Consider the following 23,014-nt stretch of genomic DNA (forward strand, 5'->3'; position numbering starts at 1 on the left):
GTCGCTGGGACCCGGATCTGCGCGCGCTGAGGCGTGCTTGTCCGGGACGACAACCGGGCGTCAATGCCTGAAGTGCCGCGTGCCCGTGAACACCATGGCGATGCCGTGCTCGTCGGCGGCCTTGATCACCTCATCGTCGCGCATGGAGCCGCCGGGCTGCACCACGGCCGTGGCGCCGGCTTCGATGCAGGCGAGCATGCCGTCGGCGAAGGGGAAAAATGCATCCGAGGCTACCACCGAGCCCTTGGTGAGCGGCTCGGCGAGCTTCAGCTCGCTCGCCGCGTCCCGGGCCTTGCGCGCCGCGATCCGCGCTGAATCCACCCGGCTCATCTGGCCCGCGCCGATGCCGACGGTGGCGAGATTCCTGGCGTAGATGATGGTGTTGGACTTGACGTGCTTGGCGACGCGGAACGCAAACTTCAGGTCGCGCATCTCGGCTTCGGTCGGCGCACGCTTGGTCACGACCTTGAAGGTCATGTCGTCGACCACGGCATTGTCGCGGCTCTGCACCAGCAGGCCGCCGGCAACCGTCTTGGCGGTCAAGCCCGGCGTGCGCGGATCGGGCAGGCTGCCGGCGAGCAGCAGGCGCAGGTTCTTCTTGCCGCCGATGATGGCAATCGCTTCCTCGCTGGCGTCGGGTGCGATGATCACCTCGGTGAAGATTTTCGTGATCTCGCGCGCGGTATCGGCGTCGAGCGCTCGATTCATCGCGATGATGCCGCCGAAGGCGGAGGTGGAATCGCAGGCCAGCGCCTTGCGATAGGCGCTGACGAGGTCGGAGCCTTCCGCCACGCCGCAGGGATTGGCGTGCTTGACGATGACGCAGGCCGCGGTGCGCTTGGCGTCGAACTCGCCGATGCATTCATAGGCCGCATCGGTGTCGTTGATGTTGTTGTAGGAGAGCTCCTTGCCCTGGAGCTGGCGCGCAGTCGAGACGCCCGGGCGCTTGTCCGGCGTCGCGTAAAACGCCGCCGTCTGGTGCGGGTTCTCGCCATAGCGCAGCGACTGGATCAGCCGGCCGCCGAAGGCGCGGAAGTCGGGCGCCTCGATTTCGAGCTGGCGGTTGAACCAGTTCGAGATCGCGGCATCGTAAGCGCCGGTGCGCGCATAGGCCTTTGCGGCAAGCCGCCGGCGCAGCTTCAGCGTGGTCGCGCCGTTGTTCGCGGCGAGCTCGTCGAGCACGGACTTGTAGTCCTCGGCCTCGACCACGACCGCGACGTCGTCATGGTTTTTGGCGGCGGCGCGGATCATCGCGGGGCCGCCGATGTCGATGTTCTCGATGCAATCCTCGAAGCCGGCGCCCTTGTCGACGGTCGCCTCGAACGGATAGAGGTTGACGACGAGCAGATCGATCGGCGCGATGCCATGCGCCTTCATCGCCTCCGCGTGCTCCTTGTTGTCGCGGATCGCGAGCAGGCCGCCATGCACCTTCGGATGCAGCGTCTTGACGCGTCCGTCCATCATCTCGGGAAAGCCGGTGAGGTCGGAAACATCTTTCACTTTGAGACCGGCCGCAGCGATCGCCTTGGCCGTGCCGCCAGTCGAGACCAGCTCGACATCATGCGCGGCAAGCGCCTTGGCGAACTCGATCAGGCCGGATTTGTCGGAAACAGAAAGCAGAGCGCGAGTGACGCGGCGGGGATGGTCAGTCATGAGCAAGATCCTCTGTTCAGGGAGTGTCTATGCCCAGGCGCGCGGCAGATATGTGTCGCGCTTCCCGATGGTGCTCCATCCAAGGTCGCCAGTCGCGCGAGCGAGGGCTCGATAGCAGTTTTCGGCCCAGTTCACAACGATCAGATTGAGCTGAAATACACGCGCCTAGAGCGGTAGTTCCGGCTCCCGCCGCGCATTTCTTCGGGCATTGGTCACTGCTGGCGAAGCGGTGGAACGCACAAAGCTCCAGCGGATCGAGGGCGCCTGCCGCGCGTCCTGCCGGATCACGATCTGGGCGGTGCGGCGCGGGCCGTCATTGCCGGCCAGGAACACACTGTCCTCGAGGTCGACCTTGTCGTCGAGCGCCTCGAAGGTCCAGACGTCGCGGTTCGGCAGCACCAGCATGACGCCGCGCGCATCCGACAGCCGGCTCGCCTTCACTGCGGGATGCAGATGGAAGCGCAGCGCGAAATCGGCATCCGCCCCCTTGAAACGTCCGCCCTGTGGCGGCGACAGCGTGTCCTCGCCGTCGATGCGCGCGCCGTCATTGGCGATCATCAGCACGCGGCGATGGATCGCGCCGAACTTGGCGAGATAGCCGTCATGCGAGGTCGTGAGCAGTGTGCCGTTCTGCACGATCTCGCGGTAGCTCTCGACCTCGACGGGCCCGCTGGTGACCGGCGAGCCGTGCAGGAGCCGCTTCATCGCCGACATCTCAACGAACTGGCATGACGAGGCGTCGTGATAGGTCAGCGTCGAATGCGCCGCTGTGCCGCGTGCGAACGGCCGCCAATTGTCGCGGCCCGTGGTCGGCATGCCGCAATTGGTGACGATGCGGCTGATGCCGGAGGACAGTTCGAACGACAGACAGCCGGCATGGGCGTCGTGACTGACGCCGGCCGGCGGCGGCGGGCCGGTGTCGATGATCACAGTGGTCTGGCCGGCATCGAGGCGCTGAAAGCCGGTATGCGGCATGTTCGCCATCGGCACGCCGTGGGTGTCGTCATAGGCGAGCAGCGTGGCGAGGAGGTCCGAGGATGTCGCGCTCATGCCGTTGAACAGCGCGAAATTTCCGTCGCCATGCCGGAAGAAACGCAGCATCGGCATCATGCGGTCGATCGCGTTGAGCAGTGCCGGCGGTGGCGCGATGTTGCGCGCGGCAAAGGTCTGCCGCAGCGGCAGCAGGTCGATTAGGAGTTCGATCAGCGCGCCGGGATTGCGGGAGATGTGCCCGCCATCGGGCAGGATCTGCCGCTGCAATTCGTCCGACAGCTTCTTCGATGCGCTGCGGATGTGACTCGCCTGGTTGGCCAGGCACAAGGCCGCATAGCACAGCGCGATCAGCACCTGGAGTTTCGGCACCCCGTCCGGAATGTTGACCATGGTGTAGCGCAGGAAACGGATCTCGCGCGCCAGCGCGCGCAAGTAGCGGCGGTAGAATTTGTTGTCGGTCTCGTTGAGCACCAGCGGCGCCTGCGACAACAGCGAGATCACACGTCGGGCCAGCACATCGGCGCGGCGCGCGACCGGGCGCCGCTTGTTGGCGGGGTTGGCGATCCAGTCTTCGATCAGCGCGCGCGCATTCGCCCGTGTCAGCGCAGTGTCGGCGGCGCGCAAATGGCGCAGCCAGCCGAAGCCGAGCAGCGCGACCTCCCAGTCTTCCGACGGCGGCTCGAGATCGAAGATCGAGCGGCCGTGGCAATTGACGATCTTGCCGGCAAAGACGAAACGGCCGGCATAGATTTCGGCGGCGCGAGTCGCATCCGCGGTGCGCAAATCGTGTGGCGCGATGATCAGCCGGTCGGTGCGGCCGGGCCAGACCCGCGACAGCGCAACGGAACCGCCGCTCGCGCGCGCGAGCATGTTCCGCGCGAAGCGGTTCATGACCAGCGTCGAGATACGTCTGCGTTGAGCGACCGACACGCCTTGCCTTGAAGGGGAGAGGATTAGCGACGAATCCCTATTAATCCCAAAATCGGCCGTCTGACACCACCTTGAACGTGTGCGAATCAGCGTCGGGGTCGCAAAATCCGGTGCAAAATCAGGATTTAACGAGCCGGGCCGCAAAAAATCCGTCGAGCCCGCCGAGCTTGGGATCGGCGTTCGGCAGATGGCTGGGCAAAGTGCGCAGGTCGCCCTCGGCGGTGATGATTTCGTCGAGGCCCGCGACCTCCGACGCCGCGATCGGGACGCGGCAAAGCGCAGGCTCGGCCGCCAGCAGCGTCGTCACGGCCTGCTCGCCTTCCTCGGGTTCCAGCGAGCAGGTGCAATAGACCAGCGTCCCGCCAGGCTTGAGCAACGATACCGATTTTCGCAGCAGCCGCTGCTGGAGCGCGGTCAGGGCGGCGATGTCGGATTCCTGCCGCAGCCACGCCACGTCGGGATGACGCCGGATCGTGCCGGTCGAGGTGCAGGGCGCATCGATCAAGATGCCGTCGAAACCCTCGGCAGGGCCGGCCCACTCCACGGCGTCAGCGACGACAGTCTCGGCCTGGAGCGACAGCCGCGCCAGGTTTTCGCGCAGCCGCGCCACCCGGGCCGGCGAACGGTCGATCGCCGTGACATGCGCGCCTGATTGCGCCAGTTGTGCGGTCTTGCCGCCGGGAGCGGCGCAGAGATCGGCGATGGATTTGCCTTTAATGTCGCCGAACAGCCGGGCGGGCAGCGCGGCGGCGGCATCCTGCACCCACCATTGTCCTTCGGCGAAGCCGGGCAGCATGGTCACCGAGCCGTGCAGCAGCATCCGCACCGTCCCGGTCGGCAGCGTCTCGCCATGCAGGCGGCTCGCCCATTGCGCGGCATCCGACTTCACGGTGAGATCGAGCGAGGGCTCATGGCCGAGCGCCAGCGCCATGTCTCGTGCGGTCGCCTCGCCATAATGCGCGCTCCAGCGCGCGAGAAGCCAAGGCGGCAGGTCCAGCGATTGCGTGGCGACCTCCTCGACCAGCGCCTTGCCCTCGCGCGCGCAGCGGCGCAGCACGGCATTGACGAGGCCGGCATAGCGCGCAGCGCGCCGGTCGGATTGCACCAGGCGAACGGAGAGGTCGACGGCGGCGTGGTCGGGTACGTCCATCCAGAGGATCTGCGCCGCACCGATCAGCAGCGCGCTCTGCGCGCGCGGCGCGTCGGAGGGAATGCCCTTGTCGAGCAGGAGGGAGAGAACATGGCCGAGCGTGCCGAGCCGGCGCAGCACGGTGGCGACCAAGCGCCGCATCAGCGCGCGGTCACGGTCGGCCAGCGTCTTCAGTCCGGGATGGGCACCGCTGCCGTCGAGTTGATCGTCAAGCGTGCGGTGCTTGTGCAGCACGCCGTCGACGATGTCGGCGGCAATCCGTCGCGCCGCAAGACCGGGCACTTCGGACGGAGGGGCGAAACGTTGAGATGGCATGCGGAAGCAAGGTTCTGAACAGCGGCAGTTCCGCCGCAATGGGCGCATGCCTTGAGAACCCAATCTCTGGCACGCGAATATGCCAAATGTAAGAATCGCTTCCGGCTTTTTCAGCCCTTCCGGGGCCGATTTCAGGAATGCGTTATTGGACGTCGCGTTGTCCCTCGTCCTGCGCTAGAAAGCCACGCGATGAGTGACCAGCCGCCCATTCCCGATCGCAAGCCGCTCACGCCGGCCGCCCAGCGCGCGCTGGCCGAAGCCGAGGCGCGCCGGCAGGCCGCCGCCGAGGCCAAGGATGACGCCAAGGCCAAGGAGTTGCAGGGACCGAAGGGCCCGGAGCCCACCCGCTACGGCGATTGGGAGCGCAAGGGCATCGCCTCCGACTTCTGAGGCCTCCGCCGCCATGGCGGATCGTATCTATCCCGGCCGCTACAGATGGTGATTGTCCCTGAGATAGCGGATGACGTGCTCGCAAGCCGCGTCGGTCGACAGCTCGGAAGTGTCGATGGTGATCTCCGGGGCTTGCGGCCTCTCATAGGGATCGTCGATGCCGGTGAACGCCGGCAATTCACCGGCCCGTGCCTTGCGATACAGTCCCTTGGGATCGCGGCGCTCGCATTCGGCGAGCGGGGTCGCGACATGGATCTCGATGAACTCACCCGCTTCGACCCGCTGGCGCGCCAGCTCGCGCTCGCTGCGGAACGGCGAGATCAGCGCCACCAGCGCGATCATGCCGGCGTCGACGAACAGCGCCGCGATCTCCGCGGCACGCCGGACGTTCTCCGCCCTGTCTGCGTTGGAGAAGCCGAGGTCGCGGTTGATGCCGTGGCGAAGATTGTCGCCGTCGAGCAGCGCGGCGTGGCGGCCGAGTTCGGCAAGCCTGCGGTCGACGAGATCGGCGATCGTCGATTTGCCCGCACCGCTCAGCCCCGTGAACCAGAGCACGCAGGGCCGTTGCTGCTTCAGCCGCGCTCGCACTGATTTGTCGACGGCAAGTTGCTGCCAATGAATGTTGGTGGCGCGGCGGAGCGAAAGGTCGATCATTCCCGCCGCGGCCGTGCGGTGGCTGATCGGATCGATGAGAATGAAGCTGCCCATGTCGCGGTCGTCGCGATAGGCCTCGAACACCAGCGCCCGGTCGAGGCTGAGATGGGCATAACCGATCTGGTTGGCGTCGAGCGTGGTGGCGCTTTCCTGTGCCATGGTGTCGATGGCGATGCGATGCTTGAGCGTCGTGATGACCGCGCCGGTCGAGGCCGTGCCGCATTTGAGGAGATAGCGCCGGCCCGCGACCATGGCTTCGTCATCGAACCAGACGAGATGAGCGGCAAGCTGATCCGAGACCTCAGGTGCGGCTCCCGCCGTCAGCACGTCGCCGCGGCTGACGTCGATCTCGTCGGTCAATGTGAGCGTGACCGATTCGCCCGCCGCAGCTCGATCGCGCTCGCCGCCGGGTGCGAGAATGCGTGCGACGCGCGTCTGACGGCCCGAGGGCTGCACGGCAATGGCCTCGCCGATCGCGATCGTGCCGCTGGCGATCCGCCCGCAGAAGCCGCGAAACTCCGCGTTCGGCCGGTTGACCCATTGCACCGGCAGCCGGAACGGCCGCTGCGAGACGTCGCCGGAAACGTCGACCGATTCCAGATAGGCCGTGACGGTCGGCCCGGTGTACCAGGGCATCCGCGCGCTCACTGCCACGATGTTGTCGCCGTCGGGCGCCACGACCGGGATGCACTGCACCTGAGAGATTCCGAGCTGTCCGGCCAGGGTCAGATATTCGGCGGTGATCGACGCGAAGCGGTCTCCGTCGAATCCGATCAGGTCCATCTTGTTCACGGCAAGCACGACGTGGCGAATGCCGAGCAGCGACAGGATGTGGCTATGGCGCCGCGTCTGCGTAATCACGCCCTTTCGGGCATCGACCAGCACCACCGCGAGATCGGCGTTGGAGGCGCCGGTCGCCATGTTGCGGGTATATTGCGCATGCCCTGGTGTGTCGGCAACGATGAAGCGGCGCAGCTTGGTGGCAAAGAAGCGGTAGGCGACGTCGATCGTGATGCCCTGCTCACGCTCTGCCTGCAAGCCGTCGACCAGCAGCGCGAAATCGAGATCGCCGCCGGTGGTGCCGACCGTCCGGCTCTCGGACGCCAGCGCGTCGAGCTGATCGTCGAGCAACGTCTTGGAATCGTACAGCAGCCGGCCGACCAGCGTGCTCTTGCCGTCGTCGACGCTGCCGCAAGTGACGAAACGCAGGGTCGGGCGATCATCCTGATCCAGCCGCGGCGCATCGGAGGCGGCGATCGTGGGAGCCTCGTGATAGGACATCAGAAGTAGCCTTCCGCTTTCTTGCGCTCCATCGATGCGGGACTGTCCCGGTCGATCATGCGTCCCTGCCGTTCGGATGTGCGCGAGGCCATCATCTCCCGCACGATCTCGGGAAGGGTTGCCGCCGTCGACACCGTGGCGCCGCTGAGCGGATAGCAGCCCAGGGTACGAAATCTGACCGAACGCCACCGCGGCTCTTCGCCTGCACGCAGCGGCATCCGTTCGTCGTCCACCATGATCAGCGTCCCGTCGCGCTCGACGACGGGGCGCGAAGCCGCCAGATAGAGTGGGACGATCGGGATGTCCTCGAGCAGGATGTAGTCCCAGATGTCGAGCTCGGTCCAGTTCGACAGCGGAAACACCCGCATGCTCTCGCCGGGCGCGAGCATCGTGTTGTAAAGGCTCCACAGCTCGGGGCGCTGGTTCTTCGGATCCCAGCGATGCGCCGCGCTTCGGTGCGAGAACACGCGCTCCTTGGCGCGCGACTTCTCCTCGTCGCGGCGCGCGCCCCCGATCGCGGCGTCGAAGCCGTGATGGTCGAGCGCCTGCCGTAACGCCTGCGTCTTCATGACGTCGGTGTAGCGGGCCGAGCCGTGGGTGAAGGGGTCGATGCCCTGGCTCAATCCGTCATTGTTGGTATGGACGATCAGATCGATACCGAGTTCGCGCGCGCGGCGGTCACGAAACGCGATCATCTCGCGAAACTTCCAGGTCGTATCGACGTGCAGCAGTGGAAACGGCGGCTTGCCGGGATGAAATGCCTTCATCGCCAGATGCAGCAGCACCGAAGAGTCCTTGCCGATGGAGTACAGCATGACCGGCTTGCGGAATTCGGCCGCGGTCTCCCGGAGGATATGGATGCTTTCCGCCTCCAGTCGTCGAAGATGGCTGGCGGCGTGAAGCTGCTCGACACCCGTTCTTTCAGCGAGGACGGGTTCGGCAGTTATGGGAATGTCCAGCATGCTGATCACGCGGCCTCAGCGAACCAGTCGCCGAACAGGTGCGCCGACATTGCCGCATTCAGGCCGAGATCGCGAACGCACGCCGCGACCGAGGCTCGATAGGCGTCATTGACCCCGCAGCGCTCCAGAATCTCCAGCTGAGCTTCGCTCACCGAGGCCGTCGCACGACACTGGTAGCGATAGGCGCTATCGGAGGTGTGCAGATTGGGCACCTTGTAGATCATCGCTTCGCTCGGGAAGATGACGCGCGCGTTGTTCGCTTGCGCGTCCCCCGGTTCCCGCCATGACGTCACGGCGTTCTCGGTAAAGCTGCTCGAAAGGCCGAGGCGGTCGAACAAGACGCGCACCGACGACAGAGCCTCCTTGCTCACCTCGTAGACGTAGTGAGTAACGGCAACGCCCTGCTGCCGGGCGTAACTTGCGACGCGGGCCGCGCTGAGCGCGGCGACGACATAGTGCCGCAGCAACGTCTCTTCAGGCGCGCGCGAGATCAGCTTCTCGAGCCACGACGCCAGCGAGCTCGTCGGCTCGCGGTCGAGCATGATGAGATGCAGGCGGTGCCGCGGATAGCCCGCGTCGATCAAGAGCTGCAGCGGATTGAACAGGCTCTCGGCGAGCACGTAGGGCCCGATCGTTTCCTTGCTGAAGATGTGCGGCTCGTCGGTTGCCGAGGGGATGACCCAGGGCGTCAGCGGACGTCCAACGAGCGCTTCGCGCAAGATCGCCTTCAGCGGCTGATAATATGAAGGCATGCCGGTCATGCCGAACAGATTGCTGAGCGCGGTTGATCCCACCCTGGCTTTGCCGCATGCGAAATAGAGCATCGGAAAGTCTTGCGCGGGGCGACGCAGGAAATCTTCTGCGAGGCAGTCCGTCACTTCGCGCATCAACGTCGCGAGGGTGACGGCTCTGGTCTGGAATTCGCCAACTGGCGACAACAGCATGGTGTCGAGGGAATTATGCTGCTGCCGAACGAGATCGGCCATTCGTTCGAGCGAATCGGCTGAAGTTGCGTCGATGTTCATGTCGGGGGCCCACTGCAGGGAGTTCCACGAGCAATTGCTCATGTGGTAATTTCCAACCTACAGTTGCTGACGGTGCCGAACAACTCCGGGGAATCCCGGAGGCGCTATCCCATCTGCAACGAGCATCGGAGATATATTGCTGCTTTGCAGATTCATGCCGCGCGCACGGTGTTGAGGAACTTCGCCACTTCCGTCTTCAAGAGGCTGCTTTCGCTCGACAGCGAGCGCGCTGATGCCAAGACCTGCCCCGATGCAGCGCCGGTGGCGCTCGCGCCATGACTGACCTGGGCGATCTTGTCCGCGACTTCGACGGTTCCCTTGGCGGCTTCGCTGACGTTTCGCGCAATCTCGGCTGTCGCTGCACCCTGCTCTTCGATCGTTGCAGCAATAGTCGTTGAAATGTCCGAGATACGGGCGATGGTCGCGCCGATCTCCTTGATCGCTCCGACGGAGTCCTCGGTTGCCGATTGCATGCCGGCGATCTGCGTGCTGATTTCCTCGGTCGCTCGCGCGGTTTGCGCCGCGAGCGCTTTGACCTCGCTCGCCACGACCGCAAAGCCGCGGCCGGATTCGCCGGCGCGCGCCGCCTCGATCGTTGCGTTCAGCGCCAGGAGATTGGTCTGTTCGGCAATTGCAGTGATCAACTTGACGACATCGCCAATTCGGCCCGCCGCCTTGAGCAGTTCATTGATCCTGACGTCGGTGCGCTCGGCCTGCTTGACCGCTTCGCCGGCGATGCGGCTGGAATCGTGGACTTGGCGGCTGATCTCGACGACCGACGTGCTCATTTCCTCGGCGGCGGACGCCACGGCTCCGACATTGGTCGATGCCTCCTCCGAGGCCGCCGCGACCATGCCGGAGAGCTGCTGAGTCTCTTCCGCGGTTCCCGACAGCGTGCCGGCGGCAGCCTCGAGCTGTTGGGAGGCCGCGGACACGGAATCGATGATGCCGCCGACCGCGGCTTCGAACACGCCGGCGAGCTTGGTCATCTCCGCCTTGCGCTGAGCGACCGCAGCGGCTTCCTGATTTTTCTGCTCGGCTTCCATCTGCTCGATACGGATCAGGTTTTCCTTGAAGGTCTGCGCCGCGCGAGCGTTGTCGCCGACTTCGTCGCCACGGCGGGTATAAGGGATCTCGACCGCCTTGTTGCCGTTGGCGAGGTGGAGCAGCACGTCGCCGATGCGCCGGATCGGTCGGGCGATGTTCAACACGGAAAAGACGGCGGACCCGATCAACGTCAGGACGACGAATACGCCGACGATCAATGCGAAGTTGGCGACGCGATCCAGTTCGGCGAGCATCTCACCCTTGCGGCGCGCGGCGAATTCGTTGGCTACGCCGACCAGATCGTCGATGCGTTTGCTGACTTCCAGGGCTGCTGGACGCATACGCTCGGCGAGAATGCCTGCTCTTGTCGCTTCGGCCGCAGTCCGGGCGCTGCCGGCCGCGGCGCCGATGACGGTCTTCTGCGCCCCGGCCAGTTCAATGCCACTGGCCAGATACGCATCGACGAATTTCTTGGTCTCACGATAGGCGTCCTGGGTGACCTTCCGAGTCGCCCGGTCCGTCGCGGCGTCGATTTCCACACCGGCTTCGCTCGCGCGGGTCCGGAGCATCTCGAGGGACTTGTCAACCTCTCCGGTTGTCGAAGCGGAACCGATCTCGAGAGCTGCGAGCTGCGCCCGCGCCATCGCGGTCTGCGCCGCCTGCGCATTGCCCTTGTTGAGATAGTTGATCGTGACCAAGCGATTGGATTCGGCAATCGCCCGGTTGCCGAGGATCTGGTTGGTCAGCATGCCGCAGACCAGTGCAATGCTCACGCCCGTCACGATGCCGAGCTTTGTTCCAATGCGAAATCTGAATGACCCCACCGCAATCTCCCCGTGCTGCCGTGTTACACGTATTCGCAACCAATGATTGAGATTTGGGTAATATTCGCGGAGCTCCAGTAGAACTACGGCGATGTATTCGAGAAGCGGAACTTTCCTGCATGGGCTTGCCGGTCGGCCGGTCCCTTGCGTGCGCGCTCCCGCTTGTGGGTTCCCCCGACTCAGTCCTAGCGTGAGGTGATGCGTTTCCAGGATCGACCAAATACCTATCGGCCGCGGTTCGGCGGCTCGCCGTTCGGTCGGCACTTCTCGGGATTGTTGCCGTGGATGTTCGTGGTTGGCGTCGTGCTAGCTGTCGTACTCGTCTTCCGCCAAGGCATGGGCTGGCTTGTTCCGCACAGCGATGGCGACCGCGCGCGGGATGCCGAGATCGTTCTCCAGCAGGCGGGTCATCCCGATGTTCGCGAGCCGGTCGATGTCATTCGCACCGTCGACGGCGACACCTTCCTCGCGCGTGTTCGTCAGCGCGACCGCCGCGATCTCGTCGTGCGCGTTCGGCTGCGCGGCATCGATGCGCCCGAATTGAAGGCATCCTGCCAGGAAGAATTGGACAAGGCGGAAGCGGCGGCTCGCGCTTTGCGCGATCTGCTCGGCCAGGGCGGCGTGACCATCACCAATCTCGGCCCCGACAAATACGGCCGCATTCTCGCCGACGTCGCGACCCGGCGGACCGCGAACGTTTCGGCGGCGTTGCTCGCGGGCGGTTTTGCGCGGAGCTACAATGGCGGCCATCGCGACGGCTGGTGCGCACGCAGCTGGCGCTTCTGGTAACAAAAAAGCCGCGTCTTGAGACACGGCCTTTTCTTGTCGCGGCCGATCCCGGCGATCAGCGCGTCACGACCACCGTCGTGCCGACGGAGACGCGGCCATAGAGATCGGTGATGTCGTCGTTGAGCATGCGGATGCAGCCATAGGACACGAAGCCGCCGATCGAACCCGGCACGTTGGTGCCATGGATGGCGTATTCGCCGCCCGCCAGCGTCATCGCCGCGACGCCCATCGGGTTGCGCGGCGAGCCGCCGGGAATGACGTCCGGAATGCTCGGCTTGTCGCGCTTCACCTCTGCCGGCGGCGACCAGGCCGGATTTCGGTACTTCCCGTCGATGCGGGTGGTGCCGGCCCACTGCTTGCCGGACTTGCCGACGCCGACCGGATAGCGCACCGCGTGGCCGTTATCGAGGATCAGATAGAGCCGCCGCTCGCTGGTCTTGACCACGATGGTGCCCGGTGAATAGTCGGCCAGGCGCGCCCCCACCATCTCCGGCCGCGCCTCTGCCGCCGTCGACATCAAGACCCCCGCCCCGATGGTGGCAGCCAGCGCCACCGCAACCCTCATCGACATCGAATTTCCCCTAGCCCCGAACAGATCGGCCAAAATGACGCAGAACCGGCAATCGCGGCCTCGCCCACCTATTCTTAACCGCGCCCGTTAACCGGATGGTTTCCAAGCGCGGCCACCGAGGGCCGGCCAGCAGGGGGAACAAAGGAAATGTTCGAAATAAAGTAAATGACCAGAAAACAACACTCGGCGGGAAAGATGTGGGCGCGACCAGGTGCATCCTGACAAGAGCGTGAGGATGTGAACGGTTGTTGTTTCAGGCGGCGTGGGCGAACCCGGCACCAGCTTGTGTTTCGTGTCCCGGACAAGGCGCGGCGCGCAGCGCCGCGACGCTGAGCCGGGACCCAGTTTTGCATGCGGATGGATAGAGGCCCCGGCTCTGCAGCGCACCGCTGAAGAGCGCGCTACGCTGCGTCCGGGGCAGGCAGCCGCTTCTTAAGCCGACTTCTTGTTCTGCCGATTCTTGACGAGATCATCGACCACGGCGGGGTCTGCCAGGGTCGAGGTGTCGCCGAGGCTGCCCGGTTCGTCCTCGGCGATCTTGCGCAGGATGCGGCGCATGATCTTGCCGGAGCGGGTCTTTGGCAGGCCCGGCGCGAACTGGATCTGGTCGGGCGAAGCGATCGGGCCAATCTCCTTGCGCACCCAGGTGACGAGCTCCTTGCGCAGATCCTCGGTCGGCTGCACGCCCGCCATCAGGGTGACATAGGCGTAGATGCCCTGCCCCTTGATGTCGTGCGGGAAGCCGACAACCGCGGCCTCCGACACTTTCTCGTGGGCGACCAGCGCGCTCTCGACTTCCGCGGTGCCCATGCGATGGCCGGAGACGTTGATGACGTCGTCGACCCGGCCGGTGATCCAGTAATAGCCGTCGGCGTCGCGCCGGCAGCCGTCGCCCGTAAAATACTTGCCCTTGTAGGTCGAGAAGTAGGTCTGCTCGAAGCGGGCGTGATCGCCGTAGACGGTGCGCATCTGGCCCGGCCATGAGCGGGTGAGGCAGAGATTGCCCGACGTCTCGCCTTCCAGCACCTTGCCGTCGGCGTCGACGATTTCAGGGACCACGCCGAAGAACGGCTGCGTCGCCGATCCCGGCTTCAGCTTGGTCGCGCCCGGCAGCGGCGTGATCAGGATGCCGCCGGTCTCGGTCTGCCACCAGGTATCCACGATCGGGCAGCGGTCGTTGCCGACGACGCGGTGATACCACTCCCACGCTTCCGGATTGATGGGCTCGCCGACCGAGCCGAGCAGGCGGAGCGAGGCGCGCGAGGTCTTCTTCACCGGCTCGTCGCCGGATTGCATCAGCGCACGGATCGCGGTCGGCGCGGTGTAGAAGATGTTGACCTTGTGCTTGTCGATGACGTTCCAGAACCTGGAATTGTCCGGGTAATTCGGCACGCCTTCGAACATCAGCGTGGTCGCGCCGTTCGCCAGCGGCCCATAAAGAATGTAGCTGTGACCGGTGACCCAGCCGACGTCGGCGGTGCACCAGTAGATGTCGCCATCGTGATAGTCGAAGACGTATTGATGCGTCATCGAGGCGAACACGAGATAGCCGGCGGAGGTGTGCAGCACGCCCTTGGGCTGTCCGGTCGAGCCCGAGGTGTAGAGGATGAACAGCGGGTCCTCGGCATGCATGTGCTCGACAGGGCATTCCGTCGTCACCATGGCCGCCGCTTCGTGATACCAGAGGTCGCGCGTCGGGTTCATGTCGACCTTGCCGCCGGTGCGCTTGACCACGACGACCCAGTCGACGCCGTCGGCTTTGGTGAGCGCCGCGTCGACATTGGCCTTCAGCGGCACCTTCTTGCCGCCGCGCAGACCTTCGTCCGCGGTGATGATGACCTTGGATTGGCAGTCATTGATGCGCTGGGCGAGGCTGTCCGGCGAGAAGCCCGCGAAGACCACGGAGTGAACAGCGCCGATGCGTGCGCAGGCGAGCATCGCATAGGCCGCTTCCGGAATCATCGGCAGGTAGATGGTGACGCGGTCGCCCTTCCCGACGTTGCGGGTGCGCAGGATGTTGGCCATCCGGCAAACCTCGTCGTGCAGCTCCTTGTAGGTGATGTGCTTGGACTGCGAGGGATCGTCGCCTTCCCAGATGATCGCGGTCTGGTTAGCGCGCGTGTGAAGGTGCCGGTCGATGCAGTTATGGGCGACGTTGAGAATTCCGTCCTCGAACCATTTGATCGAGATGTTGCCGGGCGCGAACGAGACGTTCTCAATTTTCGTCGGCGCCTTCATCCAGTCGATGCGCTTGGCCTGCTCCGCCCAGAAACCGTTGGGGTCCGAGATCGAGCGAGCGTACATCTCCTTGTACTTGGCCTGGTCGACCCAGGCGCGCTTCGCCCACTCCGCGGGGACGTCGTAGATCTTCTCGGACATGCTTTCCCTCCACATACGGCAAGCCAAGCACGGACTTCTGGCAAACCGACTTGTCATTGAACGATTATGCGTCGGGCTAACCGGACCCGACAAGGAGTACAAGCTGGACCTTCGGCGGGCCGCCCGCCATGCGGAGGATCAAGGCCATCTGTTGCGATTGTCGCAGATCTGAAACAGGCCCGAGACCGGTTTTCGGGGCCTCTACCTAGACCTGCGGAATAGGCCTGCGCAGAGGCCCATGCATTAACGGAGGTATTTAGAGACCATCTCTCACCGATTCGGGACTCGCAATACGGTTCGGAACACCCTAAATGGCCAACCCGGGTCCAAAGAGACCCCTCGGAACAAAAATCAGAACGCCGGCATTGACCGATAACAGACAGGGCTAAGGCATAAGACTATGATGGATCAGCAGAATCTCGGGACGATGCGGCCCGCTTCAGCCGATCCTGTAGCCATTGCCCTGGCCAAAGCCCTCGGACAATGGCCCAAATCGGCCTCTTTCCGGCGTCCGAGCCCGCAAAAGACCTTCGACACGGCGCCCGCGCGGACGGTCGAGGCCCTCGCCAGGGAGCTCGGCCTGCGGCTCGGCGACCAGAACGAGCTGACAATTCGGCGCATCAAGCGCGGCAAGGGCTATTCCTTCGTCCGCCCCAACGGCGCCCACATCCGCGACGCCCGCACCATCCGCCGGCTGCACGCCATGGCGGTGCCGCCGGCCTATCGCGAGGTGCGCTACTCGGCCGATCCGAGCTCGCATCTCCAGGCCGTCGGCCGCGATGCCGCGGGCCGGCTGCAATATCGCTATCACGCCGATTGGGAGAAAGTTCGCGAGCATCGCAAGGCGCATCGCCTGGAAAAGCTCGTCGGCGCGCTGCCGAAGATCCGGCGCAAGGTCTCGGCGTTCCTGTCGGGCGACGAGCCGACGCGTGAATTCGCGCTCTCCGCCGTGATCGAGCTGATCGCGCGCACCGCGATCCGCCCCGGCAACGAATCCTACGCCCGCCTCAACGGCACCCGCGGCGCGACCACGCTGCTGAAGTCCAACGTGACGCTGGAAGACGATTGCTTCGTGCTGACCTTCAAGGCGAAGGGCGGCAAGGCGGTGCGTAAAGAGTGCGACGCGGCCAAGCTGGTGCGCGCCATCGGTATTTTGCAGGGTGTCCCGGGCAAGCGCATGTTCCAGTATCGCGATGCCTACGGCATCGTGCGCGCGGTCAACACCACGCAGGTGAACGCGTTCTTGCGGGAAATCGCCGGCATCAAGATCTCGCTGAAGGATTTTCGTACCCTGATGGCCTCTGCCGTCGTGGTGGAATCCTTGTCGCGGATCACGCCGGCGACAAGCCAGCGCGGCCGCAAGAAGCAGGTGCTGGAGGCGATCCGCGCCGCCGCGGACAAGCTCTCGAACACGCCGGCGATCTGCCGCAAGAGCTACGTTCACGACACCATCGTCACCGCGTTCGAGGACGGCATCCTCGAACGCTTCGCCGCGACCATGAAGGGCCAGCGTTCGCAGGCGCGGCGCGAGCAGCTTCTGGCGCAGGTGGTCGCGACTGCCGCGGTTTAACGACACTGCGGTAGGGGTGGGCAAAGGCGCACTTGCGCCGTGCCCACGATCCCTCTCGATCGCGAAAAATGCGTGGGCACGCTACGCTTTGCCCACCCTACAAGACCTATGCCTTGCCCGAGACACCGTTATCCGGACCAGCATCGCCGCCCGCGGCCACGATCGTCAGCCGCTCCAGATAATGCGTCCACCCCGTCGCGTGCGCGGCGGCCTGTTCTGCGGTCGGCAGGCCGCTATGGGTCATGCGCAGCAGCGTGCCGCCATCGCGTTCGATCAGGTCGATCTCGATCAGGCTCGAGCCTGGCGGCACTTCCTGGCCGCCGTCCCAGCCGAACGTGTAGGCAAGGCGATGCACCGGCACGACCTCACGAAAAGCACCGCGGGCGACACCGCCGCGCGGGCCGACGCCCTTGAGCAGATAGAGCCCGCCGGGATGTGGTTCGGTGGTCGCGTCCGAGCCCATCCAGCTCAAGATCTTCTCGGGGTCGGTCAGGTAAGCGAAAACGGTGGCGCGTGGGGCTGCGATCTGGGTCTCGCGTTGCACTATGAACGGTTCGGTCATCGGGAATCACCCTTCGCTGACACTGGCACATGGCGGCGCCAACGCGGCTCGTCAAGGATTGCCCGTGACAAACCCGGTTCGCCTTCGTCATGATCGGACCATGCAGCTCGCCCCGACACTAGCCTGGCTTGTCGATGCCGCCTCGGAAAGTACCGGAGCTGACCGCCTGCTCGCGGAACTTGGCGCACATCTGGTCGCCGACGGCGTGCCGCTTGCGGCGGGCGCCCTGACGCTGGAGGTACCGCATCCGCTGATCGCGAAGCGGACCTGGCTGTGGCGCGCCGACAGTGGCCGGGTGATCGAAGCGCTTGGCTTCGCGCCGGGCGGCCTGGCACCGGACCCGCCGAACGATGCTGGCCGCCGCTGGCTGCGCGACATCGCGGGCGGCGAGGTGCACGAAGACGTCGTCGGACGGCCAGATGGGCCGTTGCTCGGCTGGATCGGGCCGCGGCCGTTCACCAAGGACGAGATCGGGCAATTGCGCCAAGCCGCGCGTTTTGCCGCGACGCCCCTCGCCGTGCTCGCCGGGCGTGCCACGTTGCGCGCGACGCTGGATGCCTATCTCGGCAAGCGCAGCGCGGAGCGGGTGCTGGCGGCGCCATTGCGGCGCGATCTCGGCGAGACCATTCAGGCTGCGCTCCTCTATGCCGACTTGCGCAACTTCACGCTGTTGTCGGAAACCAATCCGCCGGCTGACGTCATTGCCGCGCTCGACGCCTGGTTCGATCGCATCGCCGGCGCCGTGCACGCCTTCGGCGGCGAGGTGCTGAAATTCATCGGCGATGGCGTGCTCGCGATCTTTCCGGTGGTCGAGGCATCGCCGCGCCGCGCCTGCGAAGCCGCTTTGCGTGCTGCAGGCGCAGCCGAGGCTGGGATGGCCTATCTCAACGCCGAGCGCGGCGCCAAGGGCCTGCCGCCGCTGGCGTTCGGTGCCGCGCTACATCTTGGCGAGATGCTCTGGGGCAATATCGGCGCGGCCAACCGGCTTGATTTCACCGCGATCGGTCCCGCCGTCAATCTCGCCAGCCGCCTCGAAGGGTTGTGCAAGCCGCTGGGGCGGACCGTGCTGGTGTCGGGCGCGCTGGCCGCGGAATCGGACATGCCGCTGGTTGCGCTCGGGTCGCACTCGCTGCGCGGCATTGCCGCGCCGTGCGAGGTGTTCGCACTGCCGGTGATGCAAGCGAAGGTATCGTAGCCCGCATGAGCGCAGCGATATGCGGGTAGCAGTGGTCCCGGATGTCGCTTCGCTCATCCGGGCTACGGCAGAAACTAAATTCCACCCATCTTGCAGACGAGCTTCCACTCCTCCGCCGTCACCGGCTGCACCGAGAGGCGTGAATATTTCACCAGCGCCATCTCGGCGAGCTTCTTCTCGGCCTTGATTGCCGCCATCGTCACCGGCTTCTTCAGGGGCTTGTCGGCCTTGATGTCGACGCAGACGAATTTTTCAGTCTTGTCGGTCGGATCGGGATAGGCCTCCTTGACGACCTCCGCGATGCCGACGATCTCCTTGCCCTCGTTGGAATGATAGAAGAACGCCTTGTCGCCCTTCTTCATGGCGACGAGGTTCTGCCGCGCGGTGTAGTTGCGCACGCCGGTCCAGGCCTCGCCCTTGGCGCCCTTTGCCACCTGCTGGTCCCAGGACCACACCGATGGTTCGGATTTCACCAGCCAGTACGCCATGTTCATTCCTCTGCCTTGAAGGGGCGCGTCAGCAGCCCCGAGATCGCGGCGTCGATCGTGCTGCGGCCGCTCAGGATCGACGCGACCGCTTCTGATACCGGCATCTCGATGTTTTGCGAAGCTGCGAGTTCGATCAGCACCGGCGCGGTGAACTCGCCCTCGGCAAGCTTGCCGGCGGGCGGCTGCTCGCCGCGGCCGAGTGCGAGGCCAAGGGCGAAGTTGCGCGATTGCGGGCTCGCGCAGGTCAGGATGAGATCACCGAGGCCGGACAGGCCCGTGAGCGTCTCGCCGCGCGCGCCAAGGGCGCGGCCGAGACGCGTCAGCTCGGCAAAGCCGCGGGTCGTCAGCGCAGCCTGGGCGGAGGCGCCGAGCTTGCGCCCGACCGCGATCCCGACCGCAATCGCCAGCACGTTCTTGGCCGCGCCACCGATCTCGACGCCGCGGATGTCGGTGGAGTGATAGGGACGGAACGTCGGCGAGCCCAGTGCCTGCACGAGCGCGCTCGCCAAGGCCTCATCGCCTGCCGCCAGCGTCACCGCCGTCGGCAGGCTGCGCGCGACGTCATCGGCGAAGCTCGGGCCTGACAGAATGGCCGGCTGCGCGCCCGTTGCGGCTTCCGCAATCACATCGGTCATGAATTTGTGGGTACCATGCTCGATGCCCTTGGCGCAGGCAACGATCGGCGCCGGCCTTGGCAGATGCGAGGCCAGCATATTGACCGCGCCGCGGACATGCTGCGCCGGCGTTGCGATCAGCAGCATGTCCGCGCGCGCGGCGAGCGCCAGGTCGTTTGTGACGACGATCTCCGGAGCGATCTGCACACCGGGGAGCCGCGGGTTGTCGCGGGTCGAGGCGATCCGCGCGGCATGCTCGGCATTGCGTGCCCACAGCGTCACGGTGCGCCCTGCCCGTGCTGCGACAGTCGCCAGCGCAGTGCCCCAGGCGCCTGCGCCGATCACCGCGACGGATTGGAAGGCTGACATTGCTAGTATCCCGCCCGCGTCTTGCCGTAGCCGGCCGGTGCCGTTGCGTTGACATCGAGCAGCCAACGTGCGCGAGGCTGGGCTTCCATCGTGTCGGTCATGCCGAGCGCGAGGCGCTCGGCGCCGGCCCAGGCGATCATCGCGCCGTTGTCGGTGCAGAGCGCGGGCGGCGGCATGATCAATTGCGTTCCGGCCTGCTGTGCGACGTCATCGAGCGCGCCGCGGATCGCCTGATTGGCGGCGACGCCGCCGGCGGCCACGATCGCGCGGGGTGCGCCGAACCGTTCGCGGAAAAGTCTCAAGCCGACGTTCAACCGGTCGGCCGTCGATTCGAGCACGGCGGCCTGGAAGCTCGCGCAGAGATCGCTGATGTCCTGCGGCGTGATCTCGGGAAGCCGGCTCGCCTCGGTGCGCACCGCCGTCTTCAATCCCGATAGCGAGAAATTGGCATCAGGTCGCCCCTGCATCGGCCGCGGAAAGGCGAAGCGAGCGGCGTCGCCGCTTGCCGCCGCACGCTCGACCTGCGGTCCGCCGGGATAGGGCAGACCCAGCATCTTCGCGACCTTGTCGAAGGCCTCGCCGATCGCGTCGTCCACGGTGGTGCCGAGCCGCACATATTGTCCGACCCCAGTGACGGCGACGATCTGGGTATGGCCGCCGGAGGCCAGGAACAGGCAATAGGGAAACGCGATTCCGTCGGTGAGGCGCGGCGTCAGCGCATGCGCCTCCAGGTGGTTCACCGCGACCAGCGGCGTGCCATGCACCATCGCGATCGCCTTCGCGGTGGTGAGTCCGACAATGACGCCGCCGATCAGGCCCGGCCCCGCGGCGGCGGCGACGCCATTGAGCTCCGCGAAGCCGATGCCGGCCTCGCGCATGGCGCGATCGATGATGCCGTCGAGCAGATCGACATGGGCGCGGGCGGCGATCTCCGGCACCACGCCGCCGAAGCGGGCGTGCTCCTCGACCTGCGACCACACGATGTTGGACAGGATCTTGCCGCTGCCGTCACCCGCGCGCTCGATCACGGCCGCGGCAGTCTCGTCGCAGGTTGTTTCGATGCCCAGTACCAGCATTGGCGAATTGTTATCCAATTTGCGCCCTTGCGCTCATCCGTAAAGCAGAGTTCTGGTACGTCCGGTAGCATTCCGGGGCCAGATTGCGCAATCGTCACGAAGCAAGCCGTCCTCGTCATGCGTCGCCGAAATTGGTTCGGGAACACCTGCGATGTCCATTCTTGTCACACGGCCGCATCCCGACAATGAGGCGACGGCGGAAAGTCTGCGCGCGCGGGGGCATGCGGTGCTGCTTGCGCCGGCACTCAAATTCGAGCCGGTCGCCTTTCATGACGGAAATGAAGCGCCCTACGGCGCCGTCATCGTCACATCGGCCAATGCGATCCGTGCCGTCGCACCACAATTACGGGACCTTGGTCTCCTGGAGCTGCCGCTGTTTGCGGTCGGCGAGCATACCGCTGCTGCGGCGCGCGACGCCGGCTTTGCCGAGGTGATCGTCGCCGGCGGCGATGCCGCGTCCTTGCGGGACAAGGTGATGCAGGGTGCGCGCGACAAGGTGCTGAAGAAAAAAAGCACGCTGCTGTATCTCGCGGGCGCGGATGTGTCGCGCGACCTCGGCGGCGAGCTCGGTGCGGAGGGTTTTTCCGTAGTGACGCGGACGACCTATCGCATGGCGCCGGTCAAGCATCTGCCGCGCGAGGTCTGCGAGGGCTTTGCCTCCCACGGGGTCGAGGCGGTGCTGCACTATTCCCAGCGCAGCGCCCGCGCGTTCCTGGATGCGGCCAGGGACGAAGGCGTCGAAATCTCGGCGCTGGCGATACCGCAATGCTGCCTGTCCGAGACGGTTGCGAGCGCGCTGCGCGATGCCGGCGCGTCGCAGGTTCTGGTCGCCGCGACACCGGACGAAAATGCCTTATTTGCCACCTTGGAGCGTGCTTTGCGCACCCGTTTGGCGTAAGACGTCGGGCCGAATCCGACGTCATGGGATCCCGTAAGGGCCTGTGCCAAGGACCCATGCAAAGTATGGAAGTGTGAGGAACCGTCACGATGGCCGACGACAAGCCTGAAGACGCAGGATTGGCGCCCGACAGTGGTCGTGCCAAGCGCACTCCGCCCACCATCGAGCTCGAGGCTACCGAAGTCTCGACCCAGCCGCAGGAGGTTGCGGGCGAGGCCGCGCCGGCGCCGGAACACGCCGAGCCTGAGCCGGCAAAATCCGAGCGGGCTGACGCAGAGCCGGAGCGCATCGAGGCGCAGGCTCCCGCGTCGTCGATTTCGCCCTGGATCATCGCGCCGCTCTCCGGCGCTGTCGCCGCGGCGATCGTGATCGCGGTCGGTTGGATGCTGGGCTGGCCCGCCGTGCAGGCGCCGCCGGCCACCCCGCAAGTCACCAGCGCGACGGTCGATGCGCTGAGCGGCCGCGTTGCTGCGGTCGAAGCCAGGGCCGGCAAGCCCGCCGCCGATCCGGCCATGGCGGCGCGGATTGACGCGCTGGAGAAGTCCGCAAGCAGCTTGCGCAGCGACGTTGCCAATCTGCGTGCGCAGTCCGACAAGACCGCGAGCGCATTGAACGATGCGAAATCGGCGCCAACCACGGCTGCGCCCGACCTTGCCGCTCTCACCGATCGCATCGCGCAGCTCGAGCGCGCCAGCAAGTCCGAACGTGCCGAGCTCGCGCAGCAGGGCGAGAAGATCGCCGACGCAAAAGCGATGGATGACAAGCCGCTGCGCTTCGTGGTGGCGGCGGCCCTGCTCGACGTCGCCGTTCGCCATGGCGATCCCTATCACTCGCAGCTGTCCGCGGCGCGTTCGCTCGCCGCCAAGCCCGACATGCTGAAGCCGCTCGACACGTTTGCATCGTCGGGCATTCCGACCCCGGTCGCCCTGAGCCGCGAGCTCCTCAACATCGTGCCGAAACTGTCGCCGCCGCCGGAAGCCCCGGCCGCAGACGCCGGCATCGTCGAGCGTCTCCAGGCAGGAGCGTCGAAACTCGTCCGCATCGAGCGCACCGACGGTGTCGGTAACGATCGCGGCGCCATCGTCACGCGGGTGACGGCCGCAGCACTTCGCAATGATTTCGTGGAAGCGCGGCGCGAGCTCAAGACGTTGCCGGAGGCTGATCGCGCTCCGGCACAGGCCTGGCTCGACAAGGCCGATGCCCGCGACGCCGCGCTCGCCGCCTCCCGCAAATTCGCCGACGATGCCATGGCGGATCTCGCCAAATCTGCTCAATAAGA

At 65.6% G+C, this 23,014-nt stretch carries 19 protein-coding genes and 1 riboswitch; of the genes, 6 read left to right on the forward strand and 13 right to left on the reverse strand.

Annotated elements, in window-relative coordinates; translation table 11 throughout:
* Positions 1–60: 60 nt before the first annotated feature.
* From purH to IVA79_RS21660, 3 genes are all read right to left on the reverse strand, one after another.
* Positions 61–1,653 carry a bifunctional phosphoribosylaminoimidazolecarboxamide formyltransferase/IMP cyclohydrolase gene (gene purH, locus IVA79_RS21650; RefSeq protein ID WP_247556408.1) on the reverse strand — a complete coding sequence of 531 codons (1,593 nt, stop codon included), beginning with the start codon at positions 1,651–1,653 and terminating at the stop codon, positions 61–63.
* A gap of 24 nt (positions 1,654–1,677) precedes the next feature.
* Positions 1,678–1,759: riboswitch (ZMP/ZTP riboswitch) on the reverse strand.
* Positions 1,760–1,818: 59 nt separating this feature from the next.
* Positions 1,819–3,537 (reverse strand): heparinase II/III family protein, encoded by a 1,719-nt coding sequence (locus tag IVA79_RS21655; protein WP_247556410.1) that lies wholly within the window; start codon positions 3,535–3,537, stop codon positions 1,819–1,821.
* A gap of 157 nt (positions 3,538–3,694) precedes the next feature.
* Entirely contained in the window at positions 3,695–5,041 is a 1,347-nt protein-coding gene (locus tag IVA79_RS21660; protein ID WP_247556412.1) for an RsmB/NOP family class I SAM-dependent RNA methyltransferase, read from the reverse strand.
* A gap of 189 nt (positions 5,042–5,230) precedes the next feature.
* Here IVA79_RS21660 and IVA79_RS21665 point away from each other — a divergent pair, with 189 nt between their 5' ends.
* The gene (locus tag IVA79_RS21665) at positions 5,231–5,431 is read left to right on the forward strand and encodes a DUF1674 domain-containing protein (protein ID WP_247556413.1); all 201 of its coding nucleotides are present in this window, start codon (positions 5,231–5,233) and stop codon (positions 5,429–5,431) included.
* A gap of 39 nt (positions 5,432–5,470) precedes the next feature.
* Here IVA79_RS21665 and cysN read toward each other — a convergent pair whose 3' ends face one another.
* From cysN to IVA79_RS21685, 4 genes are all read right to left on the reverse strand, one after another.
* A complete protein-coding gene (gene cysN / locus IVA79_RS21670) occupies positions 5,471–7,366 on the reverse strand; it encodes a sulfate adenylyltransferase subunit CysN (RefSeq protein ID WP_247556415.1) in 1,896 nt (631 codons plus the stop codon).
* Positions 7,366–8,328 (reverse strand): sulfate adenylyltransferase subunit CysD, encoded by a 963-nt coding sequence (gene cysD, locus IVA79_RS21675; RefSeq protein ID WP_247556567.1) that lies wholly within the window; start codon positions 8,326–8,328, stop codon positions 7,366–7,368. The genes cysN and cysD overlap by 1 nt, the downstream gene beginning before the upstream one ends.
* Before the next feature lie 5 nt (positions 8,329–8,333).
* Positions 8,334–9,353, reverse strand: a complete 1,020-nt coding sequence (locus IVA79_RS21680) for a sulfotransferase family protein (RefSeq protein WP_247556568.1) — start codon at positions 9,351–9,353, stop codon at positions 8,334–8,336.
* A gap of 152 nt (positions 9,354–9,505) precedes the next feature.
* Entirely contained in the window at positions 9,506–11,224 is a 1,719-nt protein-coding gene (locus IVA79_RS21685) for a methyl-accepting chemotaxis protein (RefSeq protein ID WP_247556570.1), read from the reverse strand.
* Between the two features lie 198 nt (positions 11,225–11,422).
* Here IVA79_RS21685 and IVA79_RS21690 point away from each other — a divergent pair, with 198 nt between their 5' ends.
* Entirely contained in the window at positions 11,423–12,013 is a 591-nt protein-coding gene (locus tag IVA79_RS21690; protein ID WP_247556417.1) for a thermonuclease family protein, read from the forward strand.
* Positions 12,014–12,068: 55 nt separating this feature from the next.
* On the opposite strand, the gene IVA79_RS21695 is transcribed toward IVA79_RS21690, so the two are convergent.
* A complete protein-coding gene (locus IVA79_RS21695) occupies positions 12,069–12,584 on the reverse strand; it encodes a L,D-transpeptidase (RefSeq protein WP_247556419.1) in 516 nt (171 codons plus the stop codon).
* A 432-nt stretch (positions 12,585–13,016) separates the two neighbouring features.
* Complete coding sequence (gene acs / locus IVA79_RS21700) at positions 13,017–14,963, reverse strand: acetate--CoA ligase (RefSeq protein WP_247556422.1); 1,947 nt, start codon at positions 14,961–14,963, stop codon at positions 13,017–13,019.
* Positions 14,964–15,363: 400 nt separating this feature from the next.
* On the opposite strand from acs, the gene IVA79_RS21705 reads away from it, so the two are divergent.
* The gene (locus IVA79_RS21705; protein WP_247556424.1) at positions 15,364–16,533 is read left to right on the forward strand and encodes a DNA topoisomerase IB; all 1,170 of its coding nucleotides are present in this window, start codon (positions 15,364–15,366) and stop codon (positions 16,531–16,533) included.
* 106 nt (positions 16,534–16,639) lie between these two features.
* Here the strand turns inward: IVA79_RS21705 and IVA79_RS21710 are convergent, their stop codons facing one another.
* Positions 16,640–17,095: an SRPBCC family protein gene (locus IVA79_RS21710; RefSeq protein ID WP_247556427.1), complete on the reverse strand. Its 456-nt coding sequence runs from the start codon at positions 17,093–17,095 to the stop codon at positions 16,640–16,642.
* A gap of 100 nt (positions 17,096–17,195) precedes the next feature.
* Between IVA79_RS21710 and IVA79_RS21715 the strand changes: the two genes are divergently transcribed.
* The gene (locus IVA79_RS21715) at positions 17,196–18,290 is read left to right on the forward strand and encodes an adenylate/guanylate cyclase domain-containing protein (protein WP_247556429.1); all 1,095 of its coding nucleotides are present in this window, start codon (positions 17,196–17,198) and stop codon (positions 18,288–18,290) included.
* 74 nt (positions 18,291–18,364) lie between these two features.
* Here the strand turns inward: IVA79_RS21715 and IVA79_RS21720 are convergent, their stop codons facing one another.
* Genes IVA79_RS21720 through tsaD form a run of 3 tightly spaced genes read right to left on the reverse strand, consistent with a single transcriptional unit; the run spans position 18,365 to position 20,837 of the window.
* On the reverse strand, positions 18,365–18,778 hold the full coding sequence (locus tag IVA79_RS21720) for an EVE domain-containing protein (RefSeq protein WP_247556431.1): 414 nt from the start codon (positions 18,776–18,778) through the stop codon (positions 18,365–18,367).
* Between the two features lie 2 nt (positions 18,779–18,780).
* A complete protein-coding gene (locus tag IVA79_RS21725; protein WP_247556433.1) occupies positions 18,781–19,761 on the reverse strand; it encodes an NAD(P)H-dependent glycerol-3-phosphate dehydrogenase in 981 nt (326 codons plus the stop codon).
* Positions 19,762–19,763: 2 nt separating this feature from the next.
* Positions 19,764–20,837: a tRNA (adenosine(37)-N6)-threonylcarbamoyltransferase complex transferase subunit TsaD gene (tsaD, locus tag IVA79_RS21730; protein ID WP_247556435.1), complete on the reverse strand. Its 1,074-nt coding sequence runs from the start codon at positions 20,835–20,837 to the stop codon at positions 19,764–19,766.
* A 151-nt stretch (positions 20,838–20,988) separates the two neighbouring features.
* Between tsaD and IVA79_RS21735 the strand changes: the two genes are divergently transcribed.
* The gene (locus IVA79_RS21735) at positions 20,989–21,735 is read left to right on the forward strand and encodes a uroporphyrinogen-III synthase (protein ID WP_247556437.1); all 747 of its coding nucleotides are present in this window, start codon (positions 20,989–20,991) and stop codon (positions 21,733–21,735) included.
* 89 nt (positions 21,736–21,824) lie between these two features.
* Positions 21,825–23,012: a hypothetical protein gene (locus IVA79_RS21740; protein WP_247556439.1), complete on the forward strand. Its 1,188-nt coding sequence runs from the start codon at positions 21,825–21,827 to the stop codon at positions 23,010–23,012.
* Positions 23,013–23,014 lie beyond the last annotated feature (2 nt).

Source organism: Bradyrhizobium sp. 138 (assembly GCF_023074075.1).
Taxonomy (GTDB): Bacteria; Pseudomonadota; Alphaproteobacteria; order Rhizobiales; family Xanthobacteraceae; genus Bradyrhizobium.